The organism is Flagellimonas chongwuensis (assembly GCF_013376415.1).
GTDB classification, from domain to species: Bacteria; Bacteroidota; Bacteroidia; order Flavobacteriales; family Flavobacteriaceae; genus Flagellimonas; species Flagellimonas chongwuensis.
Genome location: NZ_WYET01000002.1, coordinates 1 through 16,432, shown reverse-complemented (window position 1 = coordinate 16,432; position 16,432 = coordinate 1). Strand labels below are relative to the sequence as shown.

The 16,432-nt window shown below is 42.0% G+C and carries 12 protein-coding genes; 8 read left to right on the top strand and 4 right to left on the bottom strand.

All coding sequences use genetic code 11. The features are described 5' to 3' along the window. Position 1: 1 nt before the first annotated feature. Together GUA46_RS04940 and GUA46_RS04935 are read right to left on the bottom strand one after the other, a co-directional pair. The gene (locus GUA46_RS04940; RefSeq protein WP_176619564.1) at positions 2-3,088 is read right to left on the bottom strand and encodes an efflux RND transporter permease subunit; all 3,087 of its coding nucleotides are present in this window, start codon (positions 3,086-3,088) and stop codon (positions 2-4) included. A 17-nt stretch (positions 3,089-3,105) separates the two neighbouring features. Further along, a complete protein-coding gene (locus tag GUA46_RS04935; protein WP_176619563.1) occupies positions 3,106-4,155 on the bottom strand; it encodes an efflux RND transporter periplasmic adaptor subunit in 1,050 nt (349 codons plus the stop codon). Positions 4,156-4,423: 268 nt separating this feature from the next. Here GUA46_RS04935 and GUA46_RS04930 point away from each other — a divergent pair, with 268 nt between their 5' ends. Both GUA46_RS04930 and GUA46_RS04925 read left to right on the top strand, forming a co-directional pair. Then, positions 4,424-5,269, top strand: a complete 846-nt coding sequence (locus GUA46_RS04930; RefSeq protein WP_176619562.1) for a universal stress protein — start codon at positions 4,424-4,426, stop codon at positions 5,267-5,269. A gap of 4 nt (positions 5,270-5,273) precedes the next feature. After that, positions 5,274-6,134, top strand: coding sequence for a universal stress protein (locus GUA46_RS04925; RefSeq protein WP_176619561.1), 861 nt, complete (start codon positions 5,274-5,276; stop codon positions 6,132-6,134). A gap of 1 nt (position 6,135) precedes the next feature. Here the strand turns inward: GUA46_RS04925 and trxA are convergent, their stop codons facing one another. Then, positions 6,136-6,435, bottom strand: a complete 300-nt coding sequence (gene trxA, locus GUA46_RS04920) for a thioredoxin (protein ID WP_108247080.1) — start codon at positions 6,433-6,435, stop codon at positions 6,136-6,138. A gap of 159 nt (positions 6,436-6,594) precedes the next feature. Here trxA and GUA46_RS04915 point away from each other — a divergent pair, with 159 nt between their 5' ends. After that, positions 6,595-7,359 (top strand): 3-keto-disaccharide hydrolase, encoded by a 765-nt coding sequence (locus GUA46_RS04915; protein WP_176619560.1) that lies wholly within the window; start codon positions 6,595-6,597, stop codon positions 7,357-7,359. A 132-nt stretch (positions 7,360-7,491) separates the two neighbouring features. On the opposite strand, the gene GUA46_RS04910 is transcribed toward GUA46_RS04915, so the two are convergent. Further along, a complete protein-coding gene (locus GUA46_RS04910) occupies positions 7,492-8,493 on the bottom strand; it encodes a DUF6340 family protein (RefSeq protein WP_176619559.1) in 1,002 nt (333 codons plus the stop codon). Positions 8,494-8,681: 188 nt separating this feature from the next. On the opposite strand from GUA46_RS04910, the gene GUA46_RS04905 reads away from it, so the two are divergent. The 5 genes from GUA46_RS04905 (at position 8,682) to GUA46_RS04885 (ending at position 16,152) form a co-directional block, all read left to right on the top strand. Further along, positions 8,682-9,200, top strand: a complete 519-nt coding sequence (locus GUA46_RS04905; protein ID WP_176619558.1) for a DUF5004 domain-containing protein — start codon at positions 8,682-8,684, stop codon at positions 9,198-9,200. A 242-nt stretch (positions 9,201-9,442) separates the two neighbouring features. Continuing rightward, positions 9,443-10,024 (top strand): RNA polymerase sigma-70 factor, encoded by a 582-nt coding sequence (locus tag GUA46_RS04900; protein WP_176619557.1) that lies wholly within the window; start codon positions 9,443-9,445, stop codon positions 10,022-10,024. A gap of 70 nt (positions 10,025-10,094) precedes the next feature. Further along, positions 10,095-11,039: a FecR family protein gene (locus GUA46_RS04895; RefSeq protein WP_176619556.1), complete on the top strand. Its 945-nt coding sequence runs from the start codon at positions 10,095-10,097 to the stop codon at positions 11,037-11,039. 143 nt (positions 11,040-11,182) lie between these two features. Next, positions 11,183-14,560: a TonB-dependent receptor gene (locus tag GUA46_RS04890; protein WP_229418444.1), complete on the top strand. Its 3,378-nt coding sequence runs from the start codon at positions 11,183-11,185 to the stop codon at positions 14,558-14,560. Positions 14,561-14,577: 17 nt separating this feature from the next. Further along, positions 14,578-16,152, top strand: coding sequence for a RagB/SusD family nutrient uptake outer membrane protein (locus tag GUA46_RS04885; RefSeq protein ID WP_108247073.1), 1,575 nt, complete (start codon positions 14,578-14,580; stop codon positions 16,150-16,152). The last annotated feature ends 280 nt before the right edge of the window (positions 16,153-16,432 follow it).

Below are 16,432 nucleotides of genomic sequence, written 5' to 3'. Positions count from 1 at the left end.
GTTATGTTAGCTCGAGGGTTTTAAATTCTGGTCTTTGGACTTTTTTTCTAGACCACATGACATACAATGCTGGAATAATGAACAAGGTGAGCGCAAGGGAGAACATAGTTCCTCCAATGATTACCACTCCCATTCCGGTTCTACTTTGTGATGCCGCACCAAGGGACATTGCTATCGGCAAGGCACCAAGGGCAACGGTCAAACTTGTCATTAAAATAGGTCTTAGCCTTGAGACAGAAGCTTGCATTATAGCCTGATATTTGGAAATATGTTCGTTTTCCTCTTGTAACTGGTTGGCAAATTCCACAATAAGGATTCCGTTCTTGGTTACCAGTCCAATTAACATAATGGTTCCGATCTGACTGAAAATATTCCATGTTTCGCCAAACAACCATAGAGAGAACATGGCTCCGGCGACCGCCATCGGTACGGTTAGAATAATAATGAAAGGATCTATAAAGCTTTCAAACTGAGCTGCCAGAATCAAAAATATCAGTACAAAAGCAAGGCCAAACGCAAATGCAGTATTTGAGCTACTTTCCACAAAATCCCTGGACTCCCCGCCAAGGTCAGTGGTAAAGGTATCGTCAAGAACCCTATCCTTTATCCGTTCCATGGCTTCGATTCCATCTCCCATGCTCATACCTGGAGCAAGAGTAGCCGAAACAGTGGCGGACATATATCTGTTGTTGTGATACAACTGTGGTGGACTGCTATGTTCTTCGGTATTCACCAAATTGTCCAATTGGATCATTTGTCCATCGTTGTTCTTAACGAATATCGAGGTCAAATCCATTGGTTCGTTCCTATCCTGTTTATCGAACTGGCCAATCACCTGATATTGTTTTCCGTTCATTAGGAAGTAACCGAACCGCTGTCCACTTAAGGATAGCTGCAAGGTCTGTGCAACATCCAATACGGATACCCCAAGACTCTCTGCTTTTTCTCTATCGATGGTTACATAAAGTTCGGGCTTGTTGAATTTTAGGTTTACATCAACAAAAGAAAAGGTAGGGTCTTTTTCGGCCTCGGCCATAAATTCAGGTACTTTCTCCTCCAGCTTTTCAAAGTTTTTTGCCTGTATGATAAATTGTAGCGGTGCACCACCACGTTTGTTTACAGAAATGGTGGGTCTTTGAAAAACACTTGATCTACCGCCAACGTAAGATTTTGCCCATTTACTGAACTCATCTGCGATTTCGGCCTGTGAGCGATCACGTTCGCCCGGTTCGGACAATATGATACTCGCCCTTCCGCTATTTACAGAGGATGCACCAAAGCCCGGCGAGGTCATGATCAAACCGACCTGTGCTTCGGGTATGGAATCCAGCACCAATCTGGTAATGCCATCCATGTATCTCTCCATATATTCATAGGAAGATCCTTCTGGCGCGTTGACTACCAAACGGACGTAGCTTCTGTCATCATAAGGAGCTGTTTCTTTTTGTAATAAGTTGTAAAACAGTACGATTACGCCGATACAGGCGAACAACAACGGGAAGCTCAACCATTTCCTTGCCATAAATCCCTTCAAAGCCCTTTCATAGGATTCGTTCATTTGAATAAAGAACTTTTCGGTGGTCTTGTAGAATTTGGATTGACCTTGCTTGCCTGGTTTTATCAAGTAGGCGTTCAACATGGGTGTCAATGTCAACGAAACAAACGCGGAAACCAGAACGGCTGCGCTGAGGACGACCCCAAACTCCCTAAACAGCCTTCCAACAAAACCCTCCAAAAATATTACCGGAAGAAATACGGCGGCTAGGGTAACAGATATGGATATGACCGCAAAAAATATCTCTTTGGAACCTTTTACGGCAGCTTCAATGGGCGTCATACCTTCCTCTACTTTCTTATATATGTTTTCCGTGACCACAATTCCATCGTCTACCACTAGGCCTGTGGCAAGAACAATGGCCAATAAAGTGAGCACGTTGATGGAAAATCCGAACATCCACATGATAAAGAACGTGGCGATCAAGGAAACAGGGATATCGATCAATGGTCTTATTGCCATGGACCAGTTCCTAAAGAAAAGATAGATAACTAGGATTACCAATATTATGGAAATCAACAAGGTTTCGGCTACTTCGGTAACTGCTCTTCTTACAAAAACAGTGTCATCGACAACAATGCCCAACGATATATCATCCGGTAGATCTTTTTGCAACTGCTCATATTCTTCGTAAAAAGCGTCGGCAATTTCCAGATAGTTGGTACCGGGTTGCGGAATTATGGCTGTTGCGACCATGGGCTGGCCCAAATTCGTCATCTTGGTCTCCATGTTCTCCCCTTCCAACGAAGCTTTTCCGATATCACTCAAATGCACCAGTCTTGCTCCATCCGACTTTATTACGATATTGTTGAAACCATCTTCGGTATTAAGGTTGCCAATGGTCTTTACCGTCAGTTCTGTATTGTCACCTGTCAATTTACCTGATGGGAGTTCTACGTTTTGGGCCAGTAGCGCAGCTCTTACATCGGCCACGGTTAGCCCATAAGCCGCAAGTTTTACCGGGTCTATCCATAATCGCATGGCGTACCTTCGCTGACCCCAGATTTGAATACTGCTCACTCCCGGAATGGTCTCCAATCGCTGCGCAATGACATTCTCGGCAAAATCGGACAGTTCTAATATGTTCTTGTTATCACTCTGGATAGTCATGGAGAGAATCCTTTCGGCATTGGAATCTGCTTTTGATACTACCGGTGGGGCATCAAGGTCATCGGGTAGGCTTCTGACCGCTTGCGAGACTTTATCGCGAACGTCGTTGGCCGCTTCCTCTAAATTTTTATCAAGATTGAACTCTATACTAATGGAACTGGAACCCTGTACACTTGAAGAGGTAATATTTCGTATTCCATCAATGGAGTTGATGGCCTTTTCCAAAGGTTCCGTTATCTGCGATTCTATAATGTCCGCGTTCGCACCGGAATAATTGGTTCTGACCGAAACTATTGCCGGGTCGATGGAGGGGTACTCCCTGATTCCTAAAAAGGTATAGCCAATGGCTCCGAAGAGTACAATGGCTATGTTCATAACTATCGCAAGTACAGGCCTTTTTATGCTTAAGGTTGATAAATTCATAGCTCAGCGTTTACGATTTATTCTAGGGTTACTTTGATGGGCATTCCATTTTGAAGCGCCATAACCCCATAGGTAATGATGGTATCTCCCGGTTGTAGTCCAGAAATTACCCGTACGGACGATCCCGTTCTGGAGCCAATTTCCACGTCTATTTCTTTGGCCTTGCCATTTTCAACGATATAGATTCTTTTTCCGTTCTGTACAGGGATCAAAGATTCCGTTGGTACAAGAATGGCATCCTCCGCGGTTTCCAGCGGCAGGTTTACATTGGTGTAGGCCCCGGGATATAACCTGTGGTCCTTGTTGTCGGTAATCGCCCTTACCCTAAGGGTTCTTGTGGCAATGTCCACTTCTGGGTCTATGGCATAGATAGTTGCCTTATGGTTTTCCTTGGAATCTGACGTGGTAAATGTCATTTCGGTACCCACCTGAATTTGGGAGGCGTATTTTTCAGGAACGGAAAAGGTGATTTTTAAATTATCGGTATTTACCAACTTTGCCACCACGGTCGTAGGGGTCACATAGGTTCCTTTTGAAATGGACCGTAACCCGATGGTGCCAGAAAACGGTGCCCTAACATTGGTTTTGGACAATTGCGCGGATATAAGTTCGGACTCTGCATTGGCTGATTGATAATCGGCGCTGGCAATATCATATTCTTCTTGGCTAATGGCCTGTTTTTCCAATAAAAGTTTTGCGCGTCTTTCGTTTTCAGAGGCCAATTTTTTTGCGGTAACAGCCTTGGATAACTGGGCCTGTAGCTCTATGTCGTTTACCTTGAAGAGAATCTGACCTTCCGACACTTGGGAACCTTCTTTGAAATTGATGCTTTCCACAATTCCGGAAACCTCGCTTCTTATATCTATCTGTTCATTGGCTTCCAGTGTACCTGAAATGGAGATGTTGTCCTCGAATTTAGAAGGCTTCAATATGGTTCCGGAAACCGTAGAGATATTTGGTCCGGAGTTTCCGGACTTACCGATTTCTGAATTGGACTTTATTCTATAAGCTATAAGAGCACCTACTCCAACAACTAATAGAGTGTAGACAATGTATTTTACTTTCATTTTGGTTTGGTGGCGGTTACGCTATTTTTATATAAAAACAGACGGTCCTCAAAGATAAAACGAGTCTAATATGCAATGAAAGTCACTATAGCTATTTTAACATAGTAATCCTCTCAACAACTATATGTTAGGGGTTAACGACATATAATTCCGTACAAACTGAAAATTTAAATTTCTGGTTTGTTAAAATTTAACAACAATCGTCGAGTGACCAATGTCATTTTTTATCAGATTTCGTGGATTTATCTTTGATAAAAGCGAATTAGTCATGAAAACTGTGCTCATACCTACCGATTTTTCAAAAAATTCACTCCATGCTTTGCAATATGCCCAACAGCTTTTTAAATGTGAACGGGCCTGCTTTTTTTTGATGCACACTTATGGGGAAGAGGTGTATGGAGCTTACAAAACAGTTGCCAAGGAAGATGTTGAAAGATTAAAGGAAGAAAAGGAAGCACAGGCTCAGAAAAAACTGGATGAAATGGTCAACTCAGTTATTGGGGAGCCGCCAAACCCACTGCATAATTTTGAGACCGTTGCCAGTTTTGATACTCTTGTGGATGGCATCAATGATTTTGTGGATGAGATGAACATTGATTTGGTGATCATGGGAACCAAGGGCGAGACCAGTAATCACAATACCACATTTGGGAGCTATACCATTGAGGTTTTTAAATATGTAAAATGCCCAGTAATCGCAATTCCCGAGGACTTTGAATACAGACAGCCCAAGGCCATTCTCTTCCCTACGGATTACTTGTTACCGTATAAAAGGCGCGAACTTAAACTTTTGGGTGATCTTGCCGGTAAGTTTAAATCAAAAGTCCACTGTTTGTATATCACGGACTTTGATGAACTCAGTCCACGACAGGAGGATAACAAATTATTTTTGGAAGGAACCTTGAGCAAGCCTTATCTGTATTTTGAAACGGCCCCTGTAAAAAACAAGGTGGATATTATTTTGGAAGAGATAGCAAAAAAAGAAGCAGGAATGTTGGTGATGATGAATTCCCGGCACTCCTTTTTTGAAGATATGCTATACCGTTCCACGGTGGACCTGTTGGGGCTCAAGATTAAAATACCGTTCATGGTAATGCAAAATATAAAACGATAGGCAAGTGAGGAAGAAACGAATTATATTGCCTACGGACTTTTCTGAAAATGCTTGGAATGCTGCGATATACGCCTTGGAATTATTCAAGCATGTTCCTTGTGACTTTTTTCTGCTAAACTCTTATCAAGTGGGAGCCTCTGGTCTTTCTACTAAAATGGCCGGTGCCAATGATACGCGATTGTACAATTTGATGAAAGAACAATCGGAACGTGATCTTGAACGAGAGTTGGAAAGAATCAAAAAGGTTGATAAGAATCCAAAACATACTTTTACATCCAAATCCATAATGGATACTTTGGTCAATGCTATTGGAAAAACGGTTTATCAGGAGGAAATCGACTATATCATCATGGGAACCAAAGGGGCATCCGGACTTAAGGAAGTTTTTATGGGCAGCAATACCTACAACATCATCAAGGAAATGGACTTTTGCCCGGTCATAGCGGTCCCGGAAGATTACCGACCGAATGGAAAGTTGGATTCCATTTTGCTCGCTACAGGTTATGAGCATCTTTTTGAAAATTACGAGCTAAAACCACTGTTGAACCTAGTAAAAAGTTTCAATGCGAAACTTTGGATAGCTCATGTGGGTAATGAAACATCCTTTACTTCGGAACAGAAAGCTTTCAAAAGCGCATTGGAAAAACGCTTGCGATCCATCGATTTTGAATTTGTGGAAGTGGAGAAAGATGTTTCGGTCAATAATACCATTCAAAGATTAATTCAAGAAGACGGTAATATTGACATGGTAGCTATGATCAATCAAGATCACTCATTTTTTGAGAGGCTGACCAGGGAACCGGTAATTAAAAAAGTAACCCTTAATTCCACAGTTCCTTTCTTGGTCATTCACCTATTTGAATAGGCTATAAAAATGATTTGGCCAATTGAACGATTTCCCCTTTTTGCAAAACACCGGATTTTCTCCAGAGTTGTTTCCCGTTCTTGAAAAAAATCATTGTTGGCACGCCTTTTACCTGATACGTGTTTGCGAGACTTTGGTTCTTGTCCACATCTATTTTCACAATTTTCAACGAATCGCCCATTTCATCCTTCACTTGTTTTAAAATAGGTGCCAACATTTTACAGGGGCCACACCATTCTGCGGAAAAATCGATGAGCGTCAATTGGTCACTATTGATCAAATTGACAAAGTTTCCTTTCATAAAATCTACATTTAGCGTACGCAATTTATAAAAACCGACTAAACCACAAAGTGACCTAGGTCACATGGAAATTGATAGCGTAATAAAAAGTGGTTTCGTTTCGGGTCGGATACTTTTTCTATCTTTAGCTGCTACATAACTAAACAAACTAAACCTTACATGTACACAAAACTTACAAGTTGTCTTCTTTTGATTTTAATATTATCATCTTGCAAAAACGAAAATAAAAAGGAAGACGCCGATACTTGGCGCACCAAAAAATCCGCGGTGGAAAATGCTACACACAACCAATTGCTGCAAGTGGAAAAGGAAGAAGGCTGGAAGCTACTTTTTGATGGGGAGACCTTGAGTGGGTGGCATTTGTACAACGATCCGGATGCCACTTCTGTTTGGGAGGTAGTGGATGGGGAATTGCATAGCAACGCAAATGATGAATCTTTGACAGCAGGAGATTTGGTCACTAACGATGCTTACGAAAATTATGAGCTTACTTTGGAGTGGAAGATAGCAGGAAATGGTAACAGTGGTATTTTTATCAATGTTCAGGAGTTACCGGATGTACCTACGGCTTGGCAAAGCGGACCGGAGTATCAGATTTTAGGTGCGGACCATATGGATTATGATATACCCGAGAAGCGTCCCGGCTCCCTTTATGTTTTCCTGCCCCAACAAAACAAAGTAGAGGTTGAACAAGGAGGGTGGAACAAGACCAGGATAAAACAGGAGAATGGTAAAATAGAGTTCTACCTCAATGGGGTCCTCACGGCAGAGAAAGATTTTAGCTCACCCGAATGGAAGGAAGAGATTACCGGTACTCATTTTTCCAAATACCCCGAGTTCGGCAAGACCACAGAAGGTAAAATCGCTTTGCAATATTGGTATTTTGAAACTTGGTTCCGAAATATTAAGATTAGGGAACTTTAGAAGCAATTTTTTAAATCAATTTAGCCGTTGAAGAAGTTTCTCCAAACTTTCATCTTTTCCGTGCAATATAATGGCCTATAAGGCAAGTGCAAAATGGCGGTTAAGTTAGCCTAATTTAAAGTTTTCAACTTTTTAATACTCCAAGCTTTTGCGACGGAGCAACACCTTGGCGTAGTCGCGGGCCATTTTATCCCCGAACTCTTGGTAGCCACGTTGTGCCCACTCTAGTGCCATGTCCGTTTTCCCTTTGACCTCGTAGGCAACTGCCAGGTTATGGGCTGCCCTTCCTGCAGACTTTCCCCTATTGTTGGCAACATCGGTCCATATTCTAATGGCTTCGTCCCAGTTGGCCACTTCACTGCTTCTCCAGCCAGCGGCAAATAGGCTTTTGTCCCTGCCTTTTCCTTTTTTGTACATATCCCGTCTTACACGGTAATAGCTGGTAAAGAAACGGTTGGTATACTCCATTCCCGCGGCATAGGCCGTTTCGGGTAGTGCAGATAGGGGTGCAGCGCCACTTAACAGGTCAAAATCCATAAAATAGGTCTGTTGGTACTGATCCATAATGACTTTTGAATGTGGATCGTAGAGTCTCCAAAAGCTTCTGATATTTACACGAGCTCGACGGGGGAATCTTGTATCGGTACGTCCGGTTTCCAAAACAGAGGTAACTTGATTGACCGCATTGGCAATTACAAAATCAGAATTGGAATCAAAGTTTTCCAGAACGAGCAGAACGTCTGCGTTGGCCGATTCACAAATTTCGTTTACTTCGTCCCAACCCAATATCTCTGGAGTTTTTCTGGTGCCGGTACCGTATATCCTAACTTTTGGAGGTATCACAGCTTTTAAGTGATTACTGTTCCGTAGACCATCAAAAATACCTTTGACGGCTTCATCTGAGGCAAGTTTGTCCGATCCTGCTATTTCGCCCGTGGCTATGGATTCCAAAGTTCTGTTTTTCTTGTCCTCTTCTTTGGTCAGTGAACGGTTGACGACGGCTACACTTTCGATTTCTTGTGGCAAAATAAGTTCGGGTTCTTGAGGGTAGTTCAAATTCACAAATCCAGAACTTGCACAGGAAGCCATACTTAAGAAAACAAAGGAAAGCAGAATAAAGTTGAAGTTTTTCATGATTGTAAGATTTTGGTAAAGTATGGGTTACAACAAACGTGCCATAGCTTTTTTCCTTGGAGCTGTAGGTTTTAAAACGAGAAAATAGATGCTTTATTTTTATAGGGGTTTGAATGTTTTTTTACTTCCACAAACAACCATTTGTATTCTTGTCCATCCTAATAGCGAACAATAAAATTTAATTGAAGATGAAACGAATGTTTTTTAATGCTTTTTCCCTAATGAGTATTTCGGCAATCCTTATGTCATGTAGTTCGGATGAAGGGCCCGAATGTGCACCGGATTTTACTGGTGATCTAACCACGACCGAAGAAATATTGGTCGGGGAATGGATTCTTTCCGGCATTGAAGCTGCCAAGGAAGTGGATTTGACCGATGATGACACGGACAATGCATCAACAGACCTTTTTGAACAATACGAAGAGTGTGCTAGGGACGCTGCCTATACTTTTGATTCCGATAGGACTTTTGCCTATGAAATAGGAAAATATGGGGAAGATTGTGACTATGTGGTTCCTTCTACAGGTACATGGGAATTGACTTCACAAAACCTTAGCTTGGTATCTTCATGCTCCATGCAAACCACTAATTTGGAGTTTAATGAAGATTTAACGGCATTTACATTCTCGGAAATATACAATATAACCGAGGTGACCGGTTCAGTGGTGCAAACAAGGATCGATTTTACATACACCTTAACTCCATAGGATTAAAAACAAAGATCATACGGCTAGTATGGAGCAGGTTTTAAGTATACCTTGGTCAACTAAACTCACTTTGTTGGGTGAATTACTTTTATGAGATAAAAAGATGGGCTGTAACCTGTCTGATAATGTTATAACTACACTGTTGCTTCAATTTGGGCTACGCAAGTAAATAAAGAGATTAAAATTTGTCGTTAATCCGAAATTTGTAAATTGCAGGTGTAAAATGTTTGCATTTACCAAAAATGAAGCCAGAATATTTGCATAACCTCAAAATCGACCCCCTATCGGAGAATACCGTGGAGGATGATTTTAGCATAATATATGAGTTTTATAGGCCTAAACTTGTTGTGATTGTAAACAGTTATATTCCTTCTCAAGAAGATGCCGAAGAAATCATCCATGATGTCTTTGTCAAATTATGGGAAAAGTGGGATACATTACAGATTACCACCAATTTTACAGGTTACATTTACAGTATGACCCGAAATGCCTGTTTGGATTATCTTCGCGCCAAAAAAAATAAGCTCACCAAAGAAATGTCTGTTGAACAGCAAGAGTTTTGGTTGAACCATGGTGCGTTGGCAGATGATATGGCTTCTTCGATTTTAGCAAACGAGCTTCAATCTCTGGTGGATAAGGCCATAGAGCAACTCCCTGAAAAATGTAAGAAAGTTTTCAAAAAGAGTAGGATGGAGGGATTGTGCCATAAAGAAATATCAGAGGAAATGGAAATATCTCCTAAAACCGTGGAAAACCATATGAGCAGGGCCTTAAGGCAACTTCGAGTGGCCCTGAGCGAGTACCTGCCTTCTTTGTTTTTATAAAATTTACTTTCCGACTAGGGGGTGACCCTATTTTTTACGTCATGCTATTGAATACTGTTCCTATTTTAAGATGAACAACAAGGATATCAATGCATTGGTAGAAGGTCGACTGCCAGATGATAAAAAGGCTGAAGTTGTAAAGTGGTTGCTCAAGAACCCTAAGCAACAACAACGTTATCATGTTCTCAAAGCAAGGCATGTCGCCAAACTGCTAAAAGAAGGTGAGCGTAAGAACGTATTGGGGCCCAAAAGAAAATTTGCCGATTGGTATAAATATGTAGGATATGCAGCTTGCGTTTTGCTAATGGCTGCCTTGGCATTTACGTTGATTTCGCCAAATAAACAATTGGAAGAAAGAAGTTCACAAATAATTTTGGCTTCTACCTCTATAGGGGAGAACAAAACCATAACCTTGTCAGATGGTACAAAGGTTACATTGAATGCGAACACCACCTTTTCTTATCCCGAAAAATTTTCCGAAGAATCAAGAGATGTCAGTCTTCAAGGAGAGGCGTTTTTTGATGTGGCCCATAATCCGGAAAAACCCTTTAAGGTGGCTACCGGAAATGGCATGAATATTCAGGTGCTGGGAACGGTTTTTAATGTGAAATCCTATCCGGAAGACCAAAATGTGGAAACTACTTTGGTGTCTGGAAAGGTAAAAGTAGTGGAAGAACAAAATCAAAAGACCGTGGTGTTGGCCCCATCACAAAGGGCTACTTATGTCAAGGATGCCGATAAGCTTATTGTTGACAACGTACAGACCAAAAAATTTACTGCTTGGCGAGAAGGTAAATTTATTTATGATGAAACGCCCATAAGGCAGGTCATAAGCGATTTAAAAAGAAAATACAAGGTTGATATATCGGTAGAATCCCCTGGGATAATGGACTATAAATATACCGGGGAGTTCGATAATCTTGGTATTGAACAGATTCTGGATCTTTTTGAGGTGTCGTCACCTATACTCTATAAAATGCACAATAACCAAATAACACTATTTATGAAGCAATGATTTAAAAAGAGAGAGGAGGGTGTTCCCGCACCCTCCTCTCAGAAACTATTTAACCACATAAAAATGTAATTAAACATCGTAAACTCATCAAAATTATGGAAAAAAAGGAACTTTTTTTACCAAAGGTCCCAATTATCAGGATAATGAAAATCTATTTGATCTTAGTGGCGCTTACTTTGGCCAAGTTATTTGCTTCGGAAGCAAATGCCCAAAGCATTTCGTTGGAGGCGAACAATGTAAGATTGAAGCGGATATTGAACGAAATCGAACGTAAGAGCGATTATAGTTTTTTCTACAACAACAGCATTGTGGATGTCTATTCCAAAAAATCGCTTAAAGTTGAAAATAAAACATTGGACGCCGTATTGAACGAACTCTTCTCCGAGTCCGATATAGCCTTCAGTTTTGTTAGGAACCAGATTATTCTTTTTCCAAAGAACAATCCGGAGATAAAGGATAAAATTGAAAGTCTCCTGAGCAAGCATAATGTAGATAAAGTGCCGACCGCATTGAGCCCGGACAAAATCAACGAGCTCATTAGAACCAATGTACAGTTTACTGTAAACGGAAAGGTTACGGACGATGCCGGTACTCCGATTCCTGGGGTGTCGATACTGGTAAAAGGTACTTCCAAAGGTACTACCACCGACTTTGACGGGAACTACAGTATTATGGCAGATGCCGGTGATGCGCTTATGTTTAGCTATATAGGTTTTGTGACCCAGGAAATCGAGGTTACTGGAGAACAGACCATTGATGTAACCCTTAAAGAAAATGTTGCTGCTCTTGATGAGGTGGTTGTCGTGGGTTATGGTACCCAAAAAAAATCTGACCTTACTGGTGCTGTTGGGGCAGTGGACAGCGAAACACTTTTAAAAGCGCCGGTGAGCAACGCCTTGCAAGGAATGAGAGGTAAAGTGGCAGGTGTAAACGTATTCCTAAATTCAGGTTCACCCACAGGTTCGCCAAGAATTGTGATTCGTGGTGTTGGTACCATCAATTCCTCAACAGATCCGTTGTACGTTGTTGATGGCGTTGTAATGGACGATATCCAGTTTATCAACCCTAACGATATTGAGCGTATGGAGGTGTTAAAAGATGCATCTTCTGCAGCTATTTATGGTGCCAGGGGTGCTAATGGTGTTGTTTTGATTACGACCAAGAGAGGTTCGAAAGATGAAAAAATATCCATTGGTTACGATGGTTTCTTGAGCGTTGGAAGCATTCGCAAAAAGATGGACTTGCTGAACGCAGAGGAATGGTTGGAAGTAGTTCGTACAGGTATGGAGAACACTCCAAAGTACCGTCCTGGCGATCCAGCACCCGTATTTACGACAAACGACCCCAATTTGTTCGATGCGCAAGGTAATCCACTGTACGATACCGATTGGCAAGATGAAGCCACTAGAACAGCTTACTCTAACAATCACCAATTATCTATTCAGCAAGGAAGTGAAAAATCATCTATCGGGGTGTTCTTGAACTATTCCCACATAGAAGGGATAATGCTGAACAACGAGTTGGATAGGATAAGCGGTAAAATTGCATATGATGTTACTCCAAAAGATTGGTTGAAATTGGGTGTAAACCTTCTAGTAAATGACGTCAAGGATACCGAGTTCGAAGAAGGCGGTGGAGGTCAAACGCCAAGAAGGACCATGATTGAAATGCCTCCAATTTTCCCTGTAAAATTCCCTGATGGAACATGGAGCAATAGCCAAATGATCAGCGATGCCTACAACTTGGAGTCCATGTCCAACCCGGTTCACGTATTGGAAACACAGGAAAGATTCTGGGAGAGAAACCAGCTTTTCGGAAACTTCTACGCGAATTTCACTATTATGCCAGGTTTGGAGTTCAGAACACAATTTGGTTTTGATAAAAATATCAGAAACAAAAAGGAATATTCGCCACGTGACTTGGTAAACATTTCCGCTCCCAATGGTTTTGCCCGTATTTTTAACGAAAAAAGCACATACTGGCAACAAGAGAACTACCTAACGTACAACAAGGAGTTCGGTGATCACAGAATCAACACCATGTTGGGTATTAGCTGGCAAGAGCGTGTATATGAGTCCTCTAACATTTTTGCCAGAGGATTTAGCGACGACTTTTTCCGTTATAACAACATTGGTTCCGCCAGTAACCCAAGTGCACCGGAATCCGAAACAAACGAATGGGCGTTGAACTCTTACTTCTTACGTGCCGGTTATACATTTAAGGATAAATATCTGTTGACTTTGACAGGAAGGGTCGATGGTTCTTCAAGATTTGGTGAAGACAATAAATACGGTTTCTTCCCTTCAATCGGTGCTGGTTGGAACATTAGTGAAGAAGCTTTTATGCAGGATGTGACCGCTATCAACAGACTTAAGCTACGTGGTAGCTACGGTATCACCGGTAACACAGAGATTGACCCGTATAGTTCATTGGCAACAGTTTCTTCAGGAACAGTTTTGCTTAACGGTACAAGGGTAAGTTCCAGTTCCGTCAACCGTTTGTCCAATCCAGGGTTGGAGTGGGAGAAAACCAGCCAGTTTGATATAGGTTTAGATCTTGCTGCCTTTGACTACAGACTTCGTCTGGAGTTCGACTACTATGATAAGTTGACCAAAGACCTTCTATTGGACAGACCAGTTCCTTATACAACCGGATTCACATCGGTAAGAGACAATATAGGTTCTGTTTCCAATAAAGGTATCGAGGCCATGGTCACTGCAGAAATTATCCGCAAAGCGGATTTTGGTTGGGAAACATCCTTTAACATGAACTACAACAAGAACAGGATTGAAAGTTTGGGTGAAAATGATGAGGATATAGAGCCAGGACCATTTTGGGTTTCAGGAAGTCAAACTATTCTTAGAGTAGGGGAGTCCTTAAGTTCTTTCTGGGGTTACGAGCGTTTGGGAACTTGGGGAACCGACGAAGCCGCTGAGGCTGCCGAAGTTGGCGCTGTTCCTGGTGAGGCCAAACGATCTGCTGAAAAGAAAATCCTAGGAAAAGGTTTGCCGGATATCACAGGTAGTTTTATCAACACCTTCAGATATAAGAATTTCGATTTCACCGCCGATATACAATTTGTTGCAGGTGTAGAGATCATGCAGCAGTTCTATCACTCTACCGAAGACCGTTCAGGTATTGCCAACGGACTTGCTACAATTCTTTATGATGGTTGGACCGAGAGCAACCAGAACACCCAAGTTCAGGAAATCAGGAACCAAGCGTATGCAGGGCAAAACAGTCAGGTAGATAGCAGATGGGTGGTTGATGGTTCCTACATCAGAGGAAACCTATTCTCTTTGGGTTATAACTTCAATCAGCAGTTTTTGGATATCATGGGCTTGAACAGACTACGCGTATATGCCAGTTTGGAGAATGCTTTCGTGATCCACTCCAAGGACTTTCAAGGGTACGACCCAGAAGCTACTTCATGGGGGGATAATCAATGGGGACAGAATATTTTCTTCTTCCAGTATCCCAAGCCAAGAACATTTACCATTGGATGTAGCCTCAAATTTTAATACATAAAAAAGATATCATGAAAATTAAATATATAGTTTTTCTAATCGGAATAATTGTATTGGGTTCCTGTTCGGACTTTCTGGAAGAGAAACCCTTGAGCGAACTGGATTCCAATCAGTTCTTCTCAGAACCAGACCAGGCCTACAGTGCGGTAAATTCACTGTACAGGACCGGTGCTCCCAACATGACGGATGGTGGAGTGTATAGTGGAACCCCAATGATGCTGGGAGGATACATGTCCGGGTATTTCGTTAACGAATATGCAGGTCAGGAACTCCATGTGAGCAATTCACAAGAGCTTACCCTTAATGGGGATAACATTGGAGGTTACCTTCAAGATAGATGGAGGGAACTTTATTTGGGAATCTCCAGGGCAAATAACGCCATCAAGTATATTCCTGAAACACCTGGGTTGAGCGATTCAGAAAGGTCACAACTAATGGCCGAAGCCAAATTCTTTAGAGCCTTTGCCTACTATTTCTTGGTAAGATGGTTCGGTCCCGTACCATTGACCACGGAGCCATACGAATCTTTGGAAAATCTGTATTTGGAGAGAAGCCCTGTGGCCGATATCTATACGCTGATAGAGCAAGATTTAACCGATGCTCTAAATGGTGGACTGCCAACAGTAAGTATGGTGGACAACGGTAAGCGCGTAACTGCAGGAGCAGTTGCGACACTATTGGCCGATGTTTACCTGACCATGAGTGGAAACCCATTGAATGCGGACCGATACAGTGATGCAGCCAGCTTGGCACAGGACATAATCAATGGAACTTACGGTTCTTATGATTTGGTGCAGCATGATGAGCTGTCTCCGGGAGTTGTGGATTTGGAAAATTCCGCCTACAACAAGATTAGAAAGTCAGATGCATCTGCCGTAGAACATATTTATATCAAAGAATATGACCCAGAGATAGGAACTTCCGTTTATCCAAGGTACTCTTACCCTGTAGCACTTGCTTCAGAAGTACTTTATGATATTACTAACGGAGGGTATCTGCCTTCAGATGGATTTATGGATTTATATGACCCGGCAACTGACCTAAGAATTCAGGAAAAGCAATATTTTCATTCCACCTTTCAAGATTCAGGACAAACCTTTGCAACAGCACCTTACGTCTGGCATGATGATACCGCCATTTTTGAAACAGCAAACTCAGGAAAAGATTTTGCAGTATACGGGTATGCCGATGTATTGTTGATTGCGGCCGAAGCCATTGCAAGATCTAGCGGAGTCACCCCAGATGCCATTAACTATTTGGCCCAAGTGCGTGCCAGAGCTTATTGGGAATCCGACATTGCCACAGTTCAAGCGGATTTATCCGGTTTGGGAACAGAGGCCTTTGTACAGGAAGTTTGGAAAGAAAGACACAGGGAATTAGTTTTTGAATTCAAAACTTGGTTCGATATTGTTCGTACAGGACAGTTCCCAGTAGCGGATACACCTGGTTCCATATCCTTTGTGAATGCAGTTGGGCATACCACAGAAAGAGGTAAACAGATTGAAGAAAAGCATATGTTATTGCCTTTGCCAGGGCCGGAACTTCAGCGTAACCCAAGTTTGGGTACCGACAACAACGGTTATTAATACATTAGTATTAAACTATGAGGCCCATCATATCCTTTATGGATGGTGGGCCTCAATTTTAATATATAAGATACTCATGGGAATCAAGAGCATGGAACATACGTTCTGTGCAAGCATTGATAATGATTGCCTTTAGATTGATTCATATTTTACTCATTTATAATTAAACCAAACTAACAGATGCAGATAATAGAGAATTCTACGGTGTACGATGCGATCATCGTGGGCTCCGGGGCCGGTGGCGGCATGTCGGCGAAGGTGCTGTCGGAGGCGGGCCTCA

Bases quoted from the DNA above. Each gene is read 5' to 3' on its own strand.
- GUA46_RS04940 (WP_176619564.1), bottom strand. From the start codon at position 3,088: ATGAATTTATCAACCTTAAGCATAAAAAGGCCTGTACTTGCGATAGTT.
- GUA46_RS04935 (WP_176619563.1), bottom strand. From the start codon at position 4,155: ATGAAAGTAAAATACATTGTCTACACTCTATTAGTTGTTGGAGTAGGT.
- GUA46_RS04930 (WP_176619562.1), top strand. From the start codon at position 4,424: ATGAAAACTGTGCTCATACCTACCGATTTTTCAAAAAATTCACTCCAT.
- trxA (WP_108247080.1), bottom strand. From the start codon at position 6,435: ATGAAAGGAAACTTTGTCAATTTGATCAATAGTGACCAATTGACGCTC.
- GUA46_RS04915 (WP_176619560.1), top strand. From the start codon at position 6,595: ATGTACACAAAACTTACAAGTTGTCTTCTTTTGATTTTAATATTATCA.
- GUA46_RS04910 (WP_176619559.1), bottom strand. From the start codon at position 8,493: ATGAAAAACTTCAACTTTATTCTGCTTTCCTTTGTTTTCTTAAGTATG.
- GUA46_RS04905 (WP_176619558.1), top strand. From the start codon at position 8,682: ATGAAACGAATGTTTTTTAATGCTTTTTCCCTAATGAGTATTTCGGCA.
- GUA46_RS04900 (WP_176619557.1), top strand. From the start codon at position 9,443: ATGAAGCCAGAATATTTGCATAACCTCAAAATCGACCCCCTATCGGAG.
- GUA46_RS04895 (WP_176619556.1), top strand. From the start codon at position 10,095: ATGAACAACAAGGATATCAATGCATTGGTAGAAGGTCGACTGCCAGAT.
- GUA46_RS04890 (WP_229418444.1), top strand. From the start codon at position 11,183: ATGAAAATCTATTTGATCTTAGTGGCGCTTACTTTGGCCAAGTTATTT.
- GUA46_RS04885 (WP_108247073.1), top strand. From the start codon at position 14,578: ATGAAAATTAAATATATAGTTTTTCTAATCGGAATAATTGTATTGGGT.